Source organism: Tropicibacter sp. S64 (genome assembly GCF_049803835.1).
In the GTDB taxonomy this organism is placed as follows: Bacteria; Pseudomonadota; Alphaproteobacteria; order Rhodobacterales; family Rhodobacteraceae; genus Pacificoceanicola.
This window is the reverse complement of sequence record NZ_JBNAGK010000001.1, coordinates 135,170-151,753: the sequence shown is the minus strand read 5'-3', so window position 1 is coordinate 151,753 and position 16,584 is coordinate 135,170. Positions and strand designations below refer to the sequence as shown.

Sequence of the window (16,584 nt, the reverse complement as noted above, 5' to 3'; positions counted from 1 at the left end):
TTCCTCATTTCGAAACGATGATGGTGCCGTCTTCGGAGATTTTGCCGAAGAGGACGGTGCGGGAGCCGGTGTTCATCACGCGGATTCGTTCGCCGACGCCGCCGCGGCCCAAGGAGCGTCCTTCTGCGACGATGCGCAGGCCGCCGTATTCGTAGACCAGTTCGACCATCTGGTTGCGGTCCACCAGCGCCGGTTCACCGATCGCGCCGCGCATGACCGCACGCCCCGGGTAAAGCGCGAAACGCGCCTCCTGACCGACGACCTCGTAGACATCCCGGTATGCGCCGGGGATCTCGGCCTGATCGAGGCGCACGTCCTCGGGCATGATGATTTCCTGCGGCCGGATCGTCCGCGTGGCAATCACCGACTCGGCGAACCCGGGTGCGGCGACAAGGGCGATCAGAACCGCGAGACGAAACATCAGCGCACCTGGCTCGTGGCGGCGAGCATCTGGTCGGCGGCAGAGATGACCTTGGAATTCAGCTCGTACCCGCGTTGCGCTTCGATCAGGTTGGTGATCTCGCGGACGGGATCGACCGAACTCTGTTCGAGATAGCCCTGCCGCAGGGTGCCGAGGCCGTCCTGTCCAGGCGTGGTCTGGAGCGGGGCGCCGGAGGCTTCGGTCTCGGTAAACAGGTTGTCACCGATGGCCTCGAGTCCCTTGGCGTTGGTGAAACCGACGAGGTTGAACTGGCCAAGCAACTGGGCTTCGGCGGAGTCCTGGAAGTAGGCATAAACCTCTCCGTCGGCGTTGATCGACACGCTGACCGCATCCTCCGGAATGGTGATTTCCGGCGCGACCGCAAACCCTTCGGAGGTGACGATGAGCCCTTCGCCGGTGCGTTTCAGAGCCCCGTCGCGGGTATAGGCGGACTGGCCATTGGGCAGCGTGACCTCAAGGTATCCGGCGCCTTCGATGGCGACATCGAGATCGCCGCCGGTCGCGGCCAGTGCGCCTTGCGCCAGCATCACCGAAACGCTGGATGGTCGAACGCCGAGACCCAGTTGCACGCCGGTTGGCAGAACAGTCCCGTCCGAGGCGTTGATGGTGCCGGGCCGCGTGGCTTGCTGGTAATGCAGGTCGGCGAACTCCGCCCGGCGGGTGTTGTAGCCGGTGGTGCTCATGTTGGAGAGGTTGTTGGAAATCACCTCGACCCGCGTCTGTTGTGCGGCCATGCCGGTTGCGGCGATCTGTAGAGCTCGCATGTGTTTTCTCCCGATTACTTTATCATTGCCTTCATGGCGCTGCGGATGCGTTCGTCCTCTTTCTCCAGAAAGCTCTGGCCCATCTCGTAGGCGCGCTGGACTTCGACCATGCGCGAGATCTGGAGGATCGGATTGACGTTGGAGGATTCGATGAAGCCCTGAATGATGCGCGGTTCTTCGAGTTGCTCGAAGCCGCCATCGGTGCGGAACATCACGCCGCCCTCACGAACCATTTTCAGGGGGTCTATCGGGCGCACGACGCCGATCCGGCCCAAGGGAACGCCGCCCGCGCTCATGGTGCCGTCGGCGGCGAAGGACAGGTCTGTCGCATCGGGCGGCACGAAGACCGGAGCGCCGCCGTCCCCCAGAACGTCGTAGCCGTCCATCGTGACCAATGTGCCGGCGGCGGAGGGTGTGAACGATCCTGCGCGGGTCAGCCGCTCGCCGTTGGGCGTGTTGATCAGGAAGAAGCCGTCGCCCTCGATGGCGAGGTCGAAGGTGCCGTTTGTCTGCTGCAGCGCGCCCTGTTCAAACGACGTGTTGCGCACCCGCGCCGCCGACATCGCGACCGCGGCGCCTTCATCTGCCCGCTGCACGTATTCGGAGAAGATGATCCCCTCCTGCCGGAAACCCGTTGTGTTGGCATTGGCGATGTTGTTGGCAATGACCCGCATCTCGTTCTTGAGACCCGAAAGTCGGGAGAGGGCGGCGTATCCTGCGGCTTCCATGTCAGCCTCCGGTAATGATGGGAATGATCTGGCCCTGGAAAAATTCCACCAGGGTGCGGGTCATGAAGCTCATCGACATCCAGAACACGACGATGATCGCCATGAGCTTCGGGACGAAGGTCAGGGTCATTTCCTGGATCGAGGTGAGTGCCTGGAACAGGCCCACGCCGACACCTGCCACGAGCGCGGCGGTCAGGATCGGCACCGAGGTGATCGTGGCGATCCAGAGCCCCTGCCGCAGGGTGTCGAAGAAGATGGCTTCGTTCATCATGGCGTCAGACCGGCATCCGCAGGATTTCCTGGTAGGCCTCGACGACCTTGTTTCGCACGGCGACAACCGTCTCGACGGCCAGTTCGGATTGGGCCAGCGCCTCGACCAGCGCATGCGGGTCTGCGCCGCCGGTCATACTGGCCTGCGCTGTGTGCTCAGCCTGGCGCAGGGTGCCGATAAAGTCCTTCGCGGCGGCAGAGAATTTCTCTTGAATACCCGATCTGGCGATTTCGTCGGGCTCGGTTGCGGGGCGGGATGCTGCGTAGCTTTGGGCAGCATAAAGCGATCGGATGTCCATTCTGGTCTCCTGTCACGGTTGATTTGGGTTGGATTGGGTCAGCGTCTGAGCAGTTCCATCAGGCTCGATGACATCTGGCGGGTCTGGTCGAACATCTTGAGATTGGCTTCGTAGCTGCGCTGCGCCTCGCGGGCGTCCGCCATTTCGATCACCAGGTCGACGTTTGACCCCTCATAATAGCCGGTCTCGTCCGCAAGCGGATGCGACGGGTCATAGACCCGTTCGAGATCCGAACGATCCAGCTGCACGCGCCCGGTCTTGACCATGTCGAGGCCGCTATCGCTGCGATCGACGGCGAAGGGAGCGGACTTGCGGCGAAAACCGGGGGTGTCCATGTTGGCGATATTCTCCGAAACGAGGCGCAGGCGGGTGGCCTGGGCCTTCAGTCCGGCGGCGGTGACGCTGAGAGCATCGGAAAAGGCACTCATGATTCAGGTCCTTCAAGTGCGGCCGAGGCTTGCCCGAATGACGGACAGGCTGTTGCGGTAGATGGCGAGGGCGCGGTCGTGTTCGCGTTTGGCGTCCACGGCGTTGACCATTTCCAGTTCCAGCGAAACGGTGTTGCCGTTGGGGTCCATCTCTTCTTGTCTCTCCAAAACCTGAACGGAGCGTTCAGTGGAGCCATTGAGATGCTTGTCCCGGGTTGCCTTCTGCCCGATCAGGCTGCCGCGCAGCGTGTCCTCGAATGCCGGCAGGTCCTTCGCGCGATACCCGGGGGTATCGGCATTCGCGATATTCTGCGCGCTCAGCGCCTGCTGCTCGCCCGCATGCCGGGCCATGGCCATCGCCGTTCTGAAGACGTCCAAATTTTGGAACATCGGGGCTTCTCCCTCGATTGCTTAAGCCAAAACTTAACTGTGATTCCTTTAGAAACGGTTTGCGGAAACCTTTAGGGAGCGCACGATGGACAAGAATGTCATTGCTGGCCTGACCAAGCGAATCGCGCAGATGCAATCGGTGCGCAGCGTCGGGAGGGTGCGGTCCGTGGACGGAACCACTATCTGGATCACCGGTTTGGCGCATACAGCGTGTATCGGAGATCGGTTGAGACTCTTTCACCCCACCGGAACGATCGAGGGTGAAGTGCTTCGAATTCGAGACGAATTGGTTGCGATGCTTCCCGATGAGGCAGCGGACGGGGTGAGCCAGGGCGACCGTGTGGCAGTTCTCGGCGCTCCGGTCCTGGCGCCTTGCGATTCGTGGATCGGACGTGTCATCGATCCATACGGGCGGCCTCTGGATGGAATGCCGCTGGGACCGGGACCCAATCGCAGACCCTTTCGCGCCAGCCCGCCGCCCGCCGCTGCCCGTCGCGGGCTTGGTGCGCGGTTGAGCACCGGCCTCGCGGTCTTTGACACGCTGCTTCCCATCGTACAGGGGCAACGGATCGGATTGTTCGCGGGATCTGGTGTGGGCAAGTCCCGCCTGCTGGCTCAGCTCGCCCAAGGCATGCAGGCGGACGTCGTTGTGCTTGCGCTTGTGGGTGAACGGGGACGTGAAGTGCAGGATTTCGTGCGCACCGTGCTCGGTCCGGAGGGCATGGCGCGCAGCGTCGTTGTCGCCGCGACCTCTGACCGCTCACCCATGGAGCGCCGCCGATGCCCGCTTGCGGCGATGACCATTGCCGAGCATTTTCGGGATCAGGGCAAACACGTGCTTTACTTGGCGGATTCGATCACGCGGTTTGCCGAGGCGCATCGCGAGGTCGCGATTGCGTCGGGTGAGTTGCCGGCTCTGCGCGGTCATCCGCCATCGGTTGCGCACCAGATCATGCGCCTCGCCGAGCGCGCAGGTCCCGGCGGATTGAATTGCGCGGGTGACATCACGGCCGTCTTCAGCGTCTTGGTTGCAGGGTCCGACATGGACGAACCCGTGGCAGACATTCTGCGCGGGGTTCTCGACGGTCATGTAGTCATGGACCGGCAGATCGCGGAAAGGGGCCGGTTTCCTGCAATCGATCTCCTGCGCTCTGTTTCGCGCAGTTTGCCGGAGGCGGCGAGTGCCGAAGAGAATGACATCATCTCGGGCGTGCGGCGTTTGTTGGGCGCCTACTCTCGCTCGGAAACCATGGTTCGAGCAGGTCTCTACCGGAGCGGAGAAGACCCCATCCTTGATCAAGCCATTACCGTCTGGAGCGATCTTGACGCCTTCTTGGCTGAACGCTCGCCGAGTGGACCAGTCGCGGCATTCAAGAAACTGCAGCTCTTGCTGAGGCGCGCGGGATCAGGATCGAAACCGACCCTCAGAAACAATGGTGGACGGACCGGCGGTCAGGCCGCATTGGGTGGCAATGGAGGAAGGCCTTCGGTCAAGCCCTGATGAAACCGCTGCCGGGCTCCGGAAATCAGAGCCCGGTTCGTGATATCAAAGGAGCGATCGCCTCGGCATTGCCTGGAGCAGCGACAAGGCAACGGTCGCTCCCGAAGAAGCGTTTGACTGTTTCACCTGAGACTGCAGCAGGAACGTCTGGACGACCTTGTCCAGGACTTCTGGCTCGGAAAGTTCGCTGATTTTGGAAACGCCGAAACGCCGTTGCGCCTTGTCACGAAGGACTTCCAATTGCTGATCGAGGTCGATTTGTGCAAAACTGCTTGGAAGCCCGAGTGCAGTCTCGAATACTTGGCGCAAAGCTGTCGTCCCCATGACACGAAACCACATCGTAGAATCGGATGATCCGCTTTCTGTGATCTCAGGCAATGCGCGGCTGAAATTCAGTGCGAGACGCAAATCGTTATCCTGGTCGCCAACTGCGACCTCGAACGACTGCTCGCGAAACCGCGTGACGATTTCGTCGCCGAAAAAGCTCAGTTGAGTGCGTGATCCAACAGGAGAGTCGAAGGCAAATGCCGACGCGAAGCTCTTGTACCGTTCGTCTGAAAGCTTGACGGCCAAGGCGTCCGGCGCAACTCCGCCTTCTTCGAGGATTTTCTTGATAAAGAACTTGTTGTTTATGTCGTCCTGGAGACCAAAAGCCCCCAAGGCGACACGCAACAGTCTCCGATCCGCGACCAGGTCTTCTGCTGTCTTGATCGAGCCGATTTTTTCCTTGAAGTAGTCGGTGTCACGCACAAGATCCGAGGATTTGTTGAACACGGACTTCTGGGTGTTCTCGGTGGCTTTCAGAAACTGCCAACCTACAAGTCCCGTACCGACAATGACAGGTTGGAACGTCATTGCTTCGGCGCGGCAAGAAGCCGGTCCTCTCTTGGGATCAAGGCGCGTAGCGACTTTAGGCACTGGTAGTACTGTTCGGAAAGCAGGGCGCTACTAGCCTGTGACAAGAGCCGTCGACTGTCGTGATCGACGAGTATTTGGCTCAATTCTTCGATCCTGGGAATCAGCTGATTCCGCGCCGATACGGGGTCGGCGTCGCCGGTCAAGACAAGTTGTGCCGTGTAGCACAGACGTCTTACTGGTGTCTGAGCTTCATCGGGGTGGATGGCGTCACGAAGCCGAAGAACGTTTGCATTTGGCGTTACGATGGACAAGCGGCTGCGGCGATCACCATTCTCGATTACCGCACCATTGATGAGTACGCGCTCGCGCGGACCCAGTTTCAGTACCAAACCACTCATTGTGCGCTCCTTCTGCCGCTCAGTCCGCGCAGGATGGCAGCGTTTATTTCCAGAAGGGGCGTGATACGACCTTTTTTCATCAAGACCTTGTTGGTGTGCTGTTGCACGAATTCTGCAAGGTAAAATATGCGGGCGCGTAGTTCCTGCGGCAGTGCATTGTCCTTGTCGGCGACGTCTGCGGCAAGCAGAGTCCAGAGCTTTTGATTGTCGGACAAGGCTTCGACCAATTTCGGATATGAAAGAGGACCGGCTTCGGCCGCAGCCTTGATACGGTGCGTCGTGCGTGCGATGAGCTCGTATTCGGTGCCGCGGGCGGTCTTGGTGGTCCGACCGGTTTGAGAATAGGCGCGCTGGGCAAGGTTTTGGGCGTTCACTGCAGAACCTTCTGGTTGTCAGTTGGCTGAAGAGATTGAGGAAATCGGAGGCCGGTTTTCCGGCCTCCGACCATGTGCCTTAGCGGAACAGCGACAGCAGCTGCTGCGGCGCCTGGTTGGCGATCGAGAGAGCCTGAACGCCAAGCTGTTGCTGCACCTGCAGAGCCTGGAGTCGTGCCGAGGCCTCCTCCATGTCGGCGTCAACCAACGTCCCGATACCGGACTTCAGCGCGTCGGTCAGACCGGTAATGAAATCGGTTTGCGTTTCGATACGACCTTGTGCCGAACCGAACGCGGAGGCGGAGTCGATTGCAGTCTGGATCAGGCCTTCGATCTCTTCGAGAGCAGAATCCGCGCCTGCCTGAGTGGTCACGTCGATGTCGTTGAGAGCCTCGAGACGGCCACCGATGGTGGTGTTCGCCGCAGACGCGGTCCGGATTTGCAGGGAGACCGTACCGGCACCTTGGCTGAGATCGCCGCCAGTGAAATCGATCTGGTTGCCGCTGCTTCCATTGACTGCCGCCGAAATGCCGGCTGCGGATGCAGCACTGTCTTCAGCGACATACTTGTTAAAGGCTTCCACGAGCCCGGCAGCCACATCCGCCTCGGTATCACCGTCGCGCGCAACGTAGGTGATTTCCTGGTTTCCGGCGGTGGCCGTCGTGTTCATGCTTGCGAAAGCGCCGCCACTGGCGGTGATTTCGATGATGTAACCGGTGCCAGCCGTTACTGCGGTAGATCCTGCACCAGCTGCGGAACCGACGACTGCCAAGGTCGAGGCGGGCGATGCTGCGGCGGCCAGGGCAACGGCACCGGTGCTTGCTGCTCCGCTGGTGCCTGTACCGGCCGCGTTGTAGGCTGCGGTTGCGACGTTGATCGAGCTGGCCGTGGTTCCGAGGTCCTGTTTGGCCACGTTGATATCGGAAGCGGTCACGCCGGTGCCGGAGCGGTCGAGCGACGCCAGAACGTTGATGCTGCCCGAACCGGCGGTCGTGCTGGTGTTGGAAAGCAGGTTGAGGCCGTTGAATTGTGCGGCGCCCACGACAGCCGAGATCTGGTCACGCAGGGCGTTGATATCCGTTTGGATCTTCTCCCGGTCAACGTTCTCTTCCTGAGCCGCAACGATCTTGCCTTTGATGTCGGTCAGAAGCTCGGTCGTGGTTTCCGCGGCTTGACGGGCAACAGCCACCGTGGACTGACCCAGGTTGAGGCTGTCGGAGATACCCTTGAAGCCTTTGACGTCGGCTTCCATAACCTTGGAAATTGCCCAGACGGCAGAGTTGTCCTTGGCGTTCGAAACGCGCTTGCCGGTGGAAATTTCCTGCTGGGTCGTTGCGAGACCCGAGTTGATGGATTTCAGGGTCTGCAGCGCCACCATGGCGCCATTGTTCGTCAGGATGCTAGACATGATTTTGTCCTTGCTTGGTTAGGCGCTTTTGCGCCGGTTTCATTTGCCGATAACGGCATCTCTGACGTCTTTCTGACGTGTGCAGTCAGGGATTTTCCCGATCCGCGCCACCCATTCGAGTGCAGCGCCACCATGCGTTCGGAATCCTAACACTGCGCTAATTGCATCAACGACATTGCCAACAATTTGATGAGAATCGTCACGCCCGGCGCTCCAGCGTCCGCACTGCGGGCGCGCCAAGACTGGTACGACGTCCGTTTTCATCATAGGTTTCAAGGCTTTTGCGGGCCCGGTTGGCCTGGCTGATGCGATTGGCGACGTTGCGCAAGCCGGCGAGGGCGTGATCGTACAGCTCCTGATTCCGCCGCAGCCCGTCCCGCAGCGGTTCGAGAACGGTCTCGTCCTTCTCCCGTCCATTCAACTCGCCGACGAAGCGCTCCTTTTCGTCGAGGAGTTCGGCAATCTTTTCGAAGTCGCCGTCCATCAGGGCTTTCCGCTCGGTTTCGATCAGGATCTTCAACCGATCCAAGGTGTCATCATTGGTCATGCATTTTGTCCTTCATGGATTGATAGAGAGAATCGGCGAGGCCGATACCGCCCTTCGCCGCCATGGCGCGGGCCTGCTCCTGAACGAGAAACGAGGAGAACTGGTCTTCGCCCGCTCCGCCGCCAAAGCTTTCGGGGGTCTTGCCGACTCCGGATGCACGCAGCATTTCGGCGAGGAAGCTGGCCTCGAGTTCCCGTGCCGCCTGCATCAGAGCCTTGTCCCTCTGTTGCGGGAGTTTGGATGTAAGAGGGGGGATGTCCATTGCTTGTCTCCAATTCGACTCACTTCGGTCAGTTTTCTTCGAAGGCGGTAAAGAAGCTGTAAGGATGTTGGATTTAAGAAAAGGCGACGGAAGAAATCCGGAGACATGCCGATGTTTACTCAACTCACGGCCCTGCTTGGGCTGGCACCCAAGATCCAAAGTGCCGACATACCTTTGCGAAAGGGTGAGCGGCCCGATTTCACGGCGATTTTCGAACAACTCTCTGATCGTTCGCCCGATGGTCGTGCTGGATCTACCGTGGAAACATTCGTGAAGGATGCAGTGGACGACGAAACGGACGTCGTCGTGAAAGAGCCAGAAGCGCCGGGCGGGCTGGATCTTGTGGACGACGCTGATTTGCCGGTTGTCGATGAGGAAACCTTCGGGGAAACCTTGCCGTCGGACCCGCCTGAACCAGTGATTGTGGACGACCCCGAACCGGACGTTCCCGATTCTGTTGTCCCTGGTCCCGTCGAGATTGAGCAGGAGACCACAGATCGGAAGAAGACCGTATCCACGGCCATGGTTTTCAACGCGGACGGTTTGCCGAGGCAGTCCACGTTTGCTGCCCCCGAAGTCGAGCGAACCTCCTCGAGGCGCGTCAGCGGTCCCGGCATGAAATCCGAGGAGATGCCGTCCGCGACTCCAAAGACTTTTGTCGACATTCCGATGGTGGTTGATCGTGCAGAACAACGATCTCGGCTTGATAGCGCTAGTTCAGCGGCAAAAGCAGATTTGAGGTTCGCGACGGTGCAATTGGCCGGTGAGAACCAGCGCTCGAACGCGGATGTCCTCAACACCGTTGAACGAGGTATCGCTGCGCAGGCCAGCGGTCAGACTGGGGTCGTCATGGGCGTCGGCGCTGCTCATGCCCCTGCGAGCCGCTTGGCGGAAGGCAGCATTCCGGCGGCGGCTGCGTCAGGTGTTTCGGCTGGAACCAACACGAGCGACGGGCTATCCGGACGGGTGGGTGAAGGGCGCAACACTGCTTTCGCCGCGCAGGCTTTCGCGGAAAAGGCAGCGTCGCGCTCAGGCCAAGTTGAACGGCCAGCAGCGCCTAGCGACCCACAAGCGGACGACACATCTCGGTCTGCACAGTCCGCTGTTCCCAAGACGGGGAGTGCTGACCAACTCCCCGCAGACGACCTGAAAATCGCCACGGCCGCCGTCAACTCTGCGTCTCCACGTGGCGCGATTTCGAAGAGTTCGACTCCGGTACCGGGTGCGCCCATCGACAAGGCCGTTCCTTCCGTAGCGCCGAGGGCATCGGATACGGGTTCCGCGATGAAGTCCGGGACAAATGCACCGGACATCGCGGGAATCGAGAATTCAGTACTGAACCAGGGTACCGCGCGTGCGACCGAAGTCTCGAACGACAGCGACGCGAATCGCGCCCCAGTCAATCGAGTGCGTATCGCGTCGACGGACTCCGTCTTGATGAGGCAGGCCCTGGCGGCCCGAATCGGTGAAAAGAGGGCTGACCCCGTCGGATCGCAGTCGTCTCTGATCGCGGGACGTTCTCCGATGAGCGTGACGGTTACGAGCACCGGACGCGGCGGATTCACTGTGCCGGAAGACCAGATCAACGGTTCATCGGTTCCAACGACGGATGCCTCGAAACAACCAGAAGCGCCGACTGGGTATTCTGCCGCAATGGCTTCAGCCGTGAGACGGACAGGCAGCGAGACAGGTGCATCTGATGTGGCGACGGTAAATCGGCCGGTGCCGGGTCAGGCCGTTCATTCGGACGGTGCCGTAGCCCCCGGCACATCGAACCGGCCGGCGGACTACCGTATCGCAGACCAATCGGCTCCGCAGGGTGGGTTCCCGGATAAGCTTGGCCTTAAGACTGATATCTCCTGGAACGCCGCCACGCCGCGTAATGGAAGTGAGATGACTGCCCAAAGGGATTCCAGTCTGGTGGAGACGGACAAGTCGCCCCGGATTTTTGCCGCGCGCAAGATGCCGCTGGACATTGAGCCGCTCGCAGCGACGAACGCTTCCGCCCGATCCATCGACCAAGGCCAGCAGTTGGGCGGTGAGACGCTCCTGCCTGTCGGGGGAACGGGCGGACGCGCCTTGCCGATCGGCGACTCGATCCAGATACTCGAACCCGATTCGAGACCTTCTGGACGGTTCCTCCCTGAGAGCACCGCATCGGTCGTCAATCCCACCGTCACTACAACCCGGACCCGCGATGCCGTTCCCGGATTTTCCGGCGATCTGGCTGGCGGACAAGATGTCGAGGACCTCAGTCGCATGACTGTGGCAGAACCGCATCGACCCGAACGCGTCGCCGGCGCGGCGCTCAATCCGATGCGGAATGAACCGGCGGTGACGTCTCTTGTCGGGGTTCTGCAGCCACCGGCTCAACCTTCTCCGCGTGCTCTGCGGCTGGATCGCGAGGGCGATCCGGACATCCAAGTTCAGACGCAAACCTCTCAGAAGACTGAAATCCAGGCGCGACAGACCGTTCAGGCGCCGAATGCGGCTGCTTCCCCAACTTCCCTCCCGATCCCGGCGGCGGGTCGGGTGTCTCCGGTCGACGGCAGCGTTGTTGGAAAAGCTGAAGAGGATGAGGCGGACCTTCTTGCCAGCAGCGGTCCGGATGCACCTCGAACGACGTTTGCGCAGTCCGCGGGTAGCGCTTCGGGTTCGGCGCATGGCCGCGACACCGCCGGTGCGGTACTTCGCCAGATCATGGAGCGGGTACCCAAGTTGGCGGATGGCGCTCTCGAGGTGCGGCTCAGTCCGGAAGAACTCGGCCGGGTTCGCATGCACATGACCCCGAGTGACCATGGCATGACGGTCCACATCCAGGCGGATCGTCCGGAGACGCTGGACCTGCTCCGGCGGCACGTGGACCAGTTGGCCCGTGATCTCGCGGACGCCGGGTTCGAAACGTCGAACTTCACCTTCGGAGGCGGCGAATCGGACAGTCGCCCCGGTGGCGGCCAGCCTAGCGAACCCTCCATGCCGACGATTTCGCAGAGTGCCCCGAACGGAGCGGACGCGAATGTTTCAATCACCCACAGCCTGACCGCGTCCATGGACGGTCTGGACATCAGGATATGAGGAACCAAGAATGGTAGATGCCGTAACCTCGACCAAGGCGGCAACCAGCAGCGCTGGCGCCGCAACGACAAAGACAGAGAACAGCCGTGCGGCCCTGTCTTCGGACTTCGATACCTTCGTGAAGATGCTGACGGTCCAGGTCCAGAATCAGGATCCTCTCAATCCGATCGACTCCAGCGACTACGCTTCGCAGTTGGCGACATTCTCGTCCGTCGAGCAGCAGATTCTGACAAACGATCTGCTCAAGGATCTTGGTATGAAAATGGCCGGGAACGCGCTGCAGCAAGCGGGCGGCTGGATCGGGAAGGAAGCCCTGACACGGTCGCCGGTCATGTTTGTCGACAGCCCGATCGCGATCCGTCCCGAGTATGCCGACAATGCAACGCGGGCGACGTTGCTCGTCACCAATTCGGCGGGCGAGACGGTGCAGACTTTCGAACTCGACGACCTTCCGGAAGACATCATCTGGACCGGCGCCGATTCGGAAGGAAACTTGCTGCCGGTGGATATCTACAGCTTCCAGATCCAGCACTACGTCGGAGACCAGATGATCGAAGTCACGACGCCGGAGGCCTACAGCCGCATCACTGAGGTGCGCGCTGACGGTGACGACGTCTTGATTCGCCTGTCTGACGGAACGGAGGTGCCGCCGAGCATGATCACCGGCCTGCGATCACCTTACTGACAATCCGGGACGGTCACGGCAGCAGTTCGGCCAGCAGGACGAACCCGGCCCCGAGAAGGAGACCCAGAAGCAGCGCCGCCAACCTGCCCGGCCATAAAGACCGAGAGCGGCTCGCCGGCGGCGTTGCCTGCCGGATCAGCGCGGCCTCGACAAGTCCGGGCAGGCGCGGACCAAACCGGGACAGGACGCGCAGTGTCTTGCCGAGGTCGCTGGCAACGGCACGCGGACCAATGCTTTTCTTGATGTAGTCCTCAACCACCGGCTTTGCGACGGTCCAGATGTTCATGTGAGGATTGAGGGATCGGGCAACCCCTTCGACAACGACCATCGTACGCTGCAGCAGGATCAACTCCGTCCGAGTTTCCATGCCGAACCGTTCAGTGACCTCGAACAGGTAGGCGAGGAGCTTGCCCATCGAGATGCCGCTGGCATCCATGCCGAATATCGGCTCGCCGACGGCACGTAAGGCCCGCGCGAATTCATCGACGTCGCGGTCCGCCGGAACATAGCCCGCCTCGAAGTGCACTTCTGCCACGCGCTGGTAGTCGCGGCGAATGAAGCCATAAAGAATTTCGGCGTACACGCGGCGCGTGTATTCGTCGATGTGTCCCATGATGCCGAAATCATAGGCGATGATGTCCCCGTTCGCCGCGACTTTCAGGTTCCCCTGATGCATATCCGCATGAAAAAAACCATCGCGCAGGGCATGGCTCAGAAACAGCTGCAACACGCGTTCCGAAAGGAGGACACGATCATGGCCCGCAGCGTCGAGCGCGTCGTTGTCCCCGAGCGGGACTCCGTCGGCCCAGCCGAGCGTCATGACACGTCGGCCAGAATAATTCCATTTTATTTCAGGGAGTTGAAAGCCCTCATCCCCGGCGGTGTTGGCCGCGAACTCGCTTGCGGCGGCGCTTTCCAGGCGCAGGTCCAACTCGCCCATGACCACGCCTTCGAAATGTTCGATGACGTCTGTCGGACGCAGACGGCGCGAGGCCGGGGAGAGGAACTCGATCACGGACGCCGAGAAGTAGAAAGCGTCGATATCCCGCCGGAACCGGCGCTCGATACCGGGGCGGAGGACTTTGACAGCCACAACCTCGCCGGTTTCTGACAGGCGCGCCTTGTGGACCTGGGCGATGGACGCGGCAGCGACGGGTTCCGAGAACTCGGAGAAGATGTCTTCCACCGGACGACCAAGTTCCGCCGCAACGGCCTTCTTCGCCTCCGCGATGGAGAAAGGCGGTAGCTTGTCCTGCAGAATGCGGAGTTCCTGCGCCATCGCATCACCGACCACATCCGGGCGGGTCGAGAGGATCTGGCCGAACTTGATGTAGGCCGGACCCAGCGCCGAAAGCGCGCGCGACGGTGGCGGCATCGACGGATCGCCCTTTTCACCGAGCCACCGGAACGGCCAGACCAGCCTGGCTGCGATGCGCAGAGGCGCCGGTGCGTCCATGGCATCCAGAACAGCCTTCATCGCGCCGGTGCGCTCCAGCGTGGCGCCGGTCTGGATCAATCGCCAGATGTTGTGCGGGCCGCGCATGGTCAGATCTTCCAGCCCGAATGCAGGCAGGCGATGCCCATCGTCAGGTTGCGATACTTGGCATTCTCGAAACCGGCGGCGCGAACCATGCCGAGGAAGGTTTCCTGGTCCGGGAACTTGCGGATGGATTCGACAAGGTATTGGTAGCTGTCACGGTCCCCGGCGATCATCTGGCCCATGCGTGGGATGATGTTGAAGGAATACAGGTCGTAAACCTTCTGCATCAACTCGTTGGGAATCTGCGAAAATTCGAGGACCATCAGGCGTCCACCCGGTTTCAGGACGCGAAACGCCTCGTTCAGAGCCTCTTGCGGACGGGTGACATTCCGGATGCCGAAGGAGATCGTGTAGACATCGAAGGTGTTGTCCGGAAAAGGCAATTTCATTGCGTCGCCGACCACCCAGTCAAGCATCTCGGCCATGGCGTCCGCTTCGGCCCGCTTGCGCCCTTCGACCAGCATGGGCTCGGTCAGGTCGCAGACGGTGGCGTGGCCGTGACCTGCGCGTTTGAGAAACCGGAACGAAATGTCCCCAGTGCCGCCAGCAACGTCCAGCAATCGCTGTCCTGGACGGGGCGCAAGCCAATCCATCATGGCATCCTTCCAAATGCGGTGAATGCCCATCGACATGGCATCGTTCATGATGTCGTACTTCGACGCCACGGATTGGAACACGCCCTGAACGCGTCCCGCCTTTTCGCCTTCCGGCACGTCCTGAAACCCGAAATGCGTGGTCTTGTGCTGCTCGTCAGTCATGCAATGGATCCGATCCGGCCTTCGTTGGGTCGCATTTGTCCTTAAACTCACGGAAGTCAAAGGACAAACGGTCAAATCCGCGCAAAGTCACACGGGGGGTCGGTTTGGGTTTCATAACGATTGTTCAGTTTGCTCTGATTGCGACGCTCATCGCGCTGCCTCTCATGCGGTTGCAGCCCGCGCGGTTCCTGATGGGATTCCGCGATATCCGGCGAGGCGCCAAGGTCACGTTGAGCTCGGAGGAACACTCCGCGCGCATCATCTACGGCGCAGGCAGCCGGCGCCCGAAGCAGTTCGGCGATCTGGCGCTGTTCGAGGCGACCGTCGGTGTCAAATACCTGCCGCCCGCGCTGATGGTGTTGATCGTCTTTCTGCTGATCCGGGACGAGGGGATCGCGAGCCTTTGGGTTGGGCTGCACGCGCTGATCTTTATTCTTGGCGGCATCTACATGGTGGCGTTGACCCACCGGACGCGGATCGTTCTGGATGGCAACATGCTTCACAAGCGCGATTGGTTGTTCCGGCATCAGATATACGACCTGGCGGATCTGACGCATGCGGAAGAGGACAAGAGCGGCAACTACCGGCTTCAATTCGAGGACGGGCGGTCGACTTTCATTCTCAAGTACGTGACGGGTCACGCCGCGTTGAAAGACATCATGATCCGGGCGCTGGAGATCAACGGGCGCTAGGCTGTCTGTTGTCTTACGGTTTTGCTGCGCGTGTTCCACGAATGCGCGCGGAACTCGCGGGTCGCCGTCCACCGCGACGTGCTCCGTCGCAAGGGTCGTTCAGGCAGGCTGTCCGCTCCTGACCTGACATCCCGAGAAGGTGCCGACTCACCGGCCGGGGCATTGCACTCTTGATTTCACGGTTGGTGCGCAGACATATGTGACGGCGTTCGACGATGGCCTTGCGGTGTTGAAGGACGGGCTGGGCCAAGCGCTCGCAACGAACGGAAGACGACATGCCGGAACTGCCAGAGGTCGAAACCGTCCGCAGGGGGCTTGCTCCGGCGATGGAGGGACAGCGGATCGTGCGGGCGCAGGTCAACCGGCCGGACCTGCGCTGGCCGTTTCCCGAGCGGATGGCCGACAGGCTGACAGGAGCGCGGGTTGTCGGTCTGCGGCGGCGCTCGAAGTACATCCTCGCGGACCTCGACAGGGGGGAAAGCCTGCTGATTCATCTCGGCATGAGCGGGCGGATGCTGGTTTCCGGCGATCCTCTCGGGCAATTCGTCCATGACCATCCGGCGGCAGAGAAGCACGACCACGTCGTGCTCGACATGGAGAACGGCGCGCGTATTACCTTCAACGATCCCCGGCGGTTCGGAGCCATGGACCTCATGCCGACCAGTACCGCCGAGGCGCACCCCCTTCTGGCCAGCATCGGGCCGGAGCCGCTGGGCAACGGTTTCAGCGAATCCCACCTCGTCGCCGCGCTGAAGGGACGGTCCATGCCGATCAAGAGTGCGCTTCTGGATCAGAAAATCGTTGCGGGGCTCGGAAACATCTATGTTTGTGAAACGCTTTACCGTGGCGGAATTCACCCAGCCCGCCGGGTGAACCGCATCGCGGAGCGGCGTCTCGCGGGACTGGTTCCAATCGTGCGGAAAGTCCTTGAAGAAGCCATCGCGGCGGGCGGTTCCTCGCTCCGGGATTTCCGACAAGCCGATGGCGAGCTTGGATATTTTCAACACAGTTTCGACGTCTACGGACGCGAGGGCGCGATGTGCAAGACCCCCGGTTGCGAGACGAGAATCGCTCGGATCGTGCAATCGGGCCGATCGTCGTTCTACTGTCCGTCCTGTCAAAGATAGCTTGAACCGTTCGTTCAGAATGATAAGCGTTGGCGACT

General features: G+C 61.0%; 20 protein-coding genes. 5 read left to right on the top strand and 15 right to left on the bottom strand.

Translation table 11 applies throughout. The annotated features are described in order from the left end of the window. Positions 1-4: 4 nt before the first annotated feature. Genes flgA through ACP159_RS00760 form a run of 7 tightly spaced genes read right to left on the bottom strand, consistent with a single transcriptional unit; the run spans position 5 to position 3,321 of the window. Positions 5-421, bottom strand: coding sequence for a flagellar basal body P-ring formation chaperone FlgA (gene flgA, locus ACP159_RS00790; RefSeq protein WP_425097704.1), 417 nt, complete (start codon positions 419-421; stop codon positions 5-7). Beyond that, positions 421-1,206, bottom strand: a complete 786-nt coding sequence (gene flgG / locus ACP159_RS00785) for a flagellar basal-body rod protein FlgG (RefSeq protein WP_425097703.1) — start codon at positions 1,204-1,206, stop codon at positions 421-423. Before flgG ends, flgA begins: the two co-directional genes overlap by 1 nt. 14 nt (positions 1,207-1,220) lie before the next feature. Next, entirely contained in the window at positions 1,221-1,934 is a 714-nt protein-coding gene (locus ACP159_RS00780) for a flagellar hook-basal body complex protein (protein WP_425097702.1), read from the bottom strand. Between the two features lies 1 nt (position 1,935). Then, positions 1,936-2,205, bottom strand: a complete 270-nt coding sequence (locus tag ACP159_RS00775) for a flagellar biosynthetic protein FliQ (RefSeq protein ID WP_425097701.1) — start codon at positions 2,203-2,205, stop codon at positions 1,936-1,938. Between the two features lie 4 nt (positions 2,206-2,209). Then, entirely contained in the window at positions 2,210-2,503 is a 294-nt protein-coding gene (gene fliE / locus ACP159_RS00770) for a flagellar hook-basal body complex protein FliE (RefSeq protein ID WP_425097700.1), read from the bottom strand. A 38-nt stretch (positions 2,504-2,541) separates the two neighbouring features. Then, entirely contained in the window at positions 2,542-2,931 is a 390-nt protein-coding gene (flgC, locus tag ACP159_RS00765; RefSeq protein ID WP_425097699.1) for a flagellar basal body rod protein FlgC, read from the bottom strand. Between the two features lie 12 nt (positions 2,932-2,943). After that, positions 2,944-3,321 (bottom strand): FlgB family protein, encoded by a 378-nt coding sequence (locus ACP159_RS00760; protein ID WP_425097698.1) that lies wholly within the window; start codon positions 3,319-3,321, stop codon positions 2,944-2,946. Positions 3,322-3,406: 85 nt separating this feature from the next. Between ACP159_RS00760 and ACP159_RS00755 the strand changes: the two genes are divergently transcribed. After that, complete coding sequence (locus ACP159_RS00755; RefSeq protein WP_425097697.1) at positions 3,407-4,822, top strand: FliI/YscN family ATPase; 1,416 nt, start codon at positions 3,407-3,409, stop codon at positions 4,820-4,822. A gap of 45 nt (positions 4,823-4,867) precedes the next feature. Here ACP159_RS00755 and ACP159_RS00750 read toward each other — a convergent pair whose 3' ends face one another. The 6 genes from ACP159_RS00750 to ACP159_RS00725 all read right to left on the bottom strand — a co-directional run bounded on the left by ACP159_RS00750 (position 4,868) and on the right by ACP159_RS00725 (position 8,669). After that, positions 4,868-5,677 carry a DUF1217 domain-containing protein gene (locus ACP159_RS00750; protein ID WP_425097696.1) on the bottom strand — a complete coding sequence of 270 codons (810 nt, stop codon included), beginning with the start codon at positions 5,675-5,677 and terminating at the stop codon, positions 4,868-4,870. Continuing rightward, positions 5,674-6,078 (bottom strand): flagellar biosynthesis repressor FlbT, encoded by a 405-nt coding sequence (gene flbT, locus ACP159_RS00745; protein WP_425097695.1) that lies wholly within the window; start codon positions 6,076-6,078, stop codon positions 5,674-5,676. Before flbT ends, ACP159_RS00750 begins: the two co-directional genes overlap by 4 nt. Further along, positions 6,075-6,452, bottom strand: a complete 378-nt coding sequence (gene flaF / locus ACP159_RS00740) for a flagellar biosynthesis regulator FlaF (RefSeq protein ID WP_425097694.1) — start codon at positions 6,450-6,452, stop codon at positions 6,075-6,077. Before flaF ends, flbT begins: the two co-directional genes overlap by 4 nt. Positions 6,453-6,531: 79 nt before the next feature. Next, positions 6,532-7,860: a flagellin gene (locus ACP159_RS00735; RefSeq protein WP_425097693.1), complete on the bottom strand. Its 1,329-nt coding sequence runs from the start codon at positions 7,858-7,860 to the stop codon at positions 6,532-6,534. A gap of 199 nt (positions 7,861-8,059) precedes the next feature. Beyond that, a complete protein-coding gene (locus ACP159_RS00730) occupies positions 8,060-8,407 on the bottom strand; it encodes a hypothetical protein (RefSeq protein WP_425097692.1) in 348 nt (115 codons plus the stop codon). Continuing rightward, complete coding sequence (locus ACP159_RS00725) at positions 8,397-8,669, bottom strand: rod-binding protein (protein ID WP_425097691.1); 273 nt, start codon at positions 8,667-8,669, stop codon at positions 8,397-8,399. Before ACP159_RS00725 ends, ACP159_RS00730 begins: the two co-directional genes overlap by 11 nt. A 111-nt stretch (positions 8,670-8,780) precedes the next feature. Between ACP159_RS00725 and ACP159_RS00720 the strand changes: the two genes are divergently transcribed. Both ACP159_RS00720 and ACP159_RS00715 read left to right on the top strand, forming a co-directional pair. Then, a complete protein-coding gene (locus tag ACP159_RS00720) occupies positions 8,781-11,744 on the top strand; it encodes a flagellar hook-length control protein FliK (protein WP_425097690.1) in 2,964 nt (987 codons plus the stop codon). Between the two features lie 10 nt (positions 11,745-11,754). Continuing rightward, positions 11,755-12,429 carry a flagellar hook capping FlgD N-terminal domain-containing protein gene (locus ACP159_RS00715; RefSeq protein WP_425097689.1) on the top strand — a complete coding sequence of 225 codons (675 nt, stop codon included), beginning with the start codon at positions 11,755-11,757 and terminating at the stop codon, positions 12,427-12,429. Positions 12,430-12,442: 13 nt separating this feature from the next. Here the strand turns inward: ACP159_RS00715 and ubiB are convergent, their stop codons facing one another. Both ubiB and ubiE read right to left on the bottom strand, forming a co-directional pair. After that, positions 12,443-13,972 (bottom strand): 2-polyprenylphenol 6-hydroxylase, encoded by a 1,530-nt coding sequence (gene ubiB / locus ACP159_RS00710; RefSeq protein ID WP_425097688.1) that lies wholly within the window; start codon positions 13,970-13,972, stop codon positions 12,443-12,445. 2 nt (positions 13,973-13,974) lie between these two features. Beyond that, positions 13,975-14,727, bottom strand: coding sequence for a bifunctional demethylmenaquinone methyltransferase/2-methoxy-6-polyprenyl-1,4-benzoquinol methylase UbiE (ubiE, locus tag ACP159_RS00705; RefSeq protein WP_425097687.1), 753 nt, complete (start codon positions 14,725-14,727; stop codon positions 13,975-13,977). Positions 14,728-14,891: 164 nt separating this feature from the next. Between ubiE and ACP159_RS00700 the strand changes: the two genes are divergently transcribed. Continuing rightward, the gene (locus ACP159_RS00700; protein WP_425097686.1) at positions 14,892-15,419 is read left to right on the top strand and encodes a hypothetical protein; all 528 of its coding nucleotides are present in this window, start codon (positions 14,892-14,894) and stop codon (positions 15,417-15,419) included. Positions 15,420-15,694: 275 nt separating this feature from the next. Next, the gene (gene mutM / locus ACP159_RS00695) at positions 15,695-16,546 is read left to right on the top strand and encodes a bifunctional DNA-formamidopyrimidine glycosylase/DNA-(apurinic or apyrimidinic site) lyase (protein WP_425097685.1); all 852 of its coding nucleotides are present in this window, start codon (positions 15,695-15,697) and stop codon (positions 16,544-16,546) included. Positions 16,547-16,584: the final 38 nt, after the last annotated feature.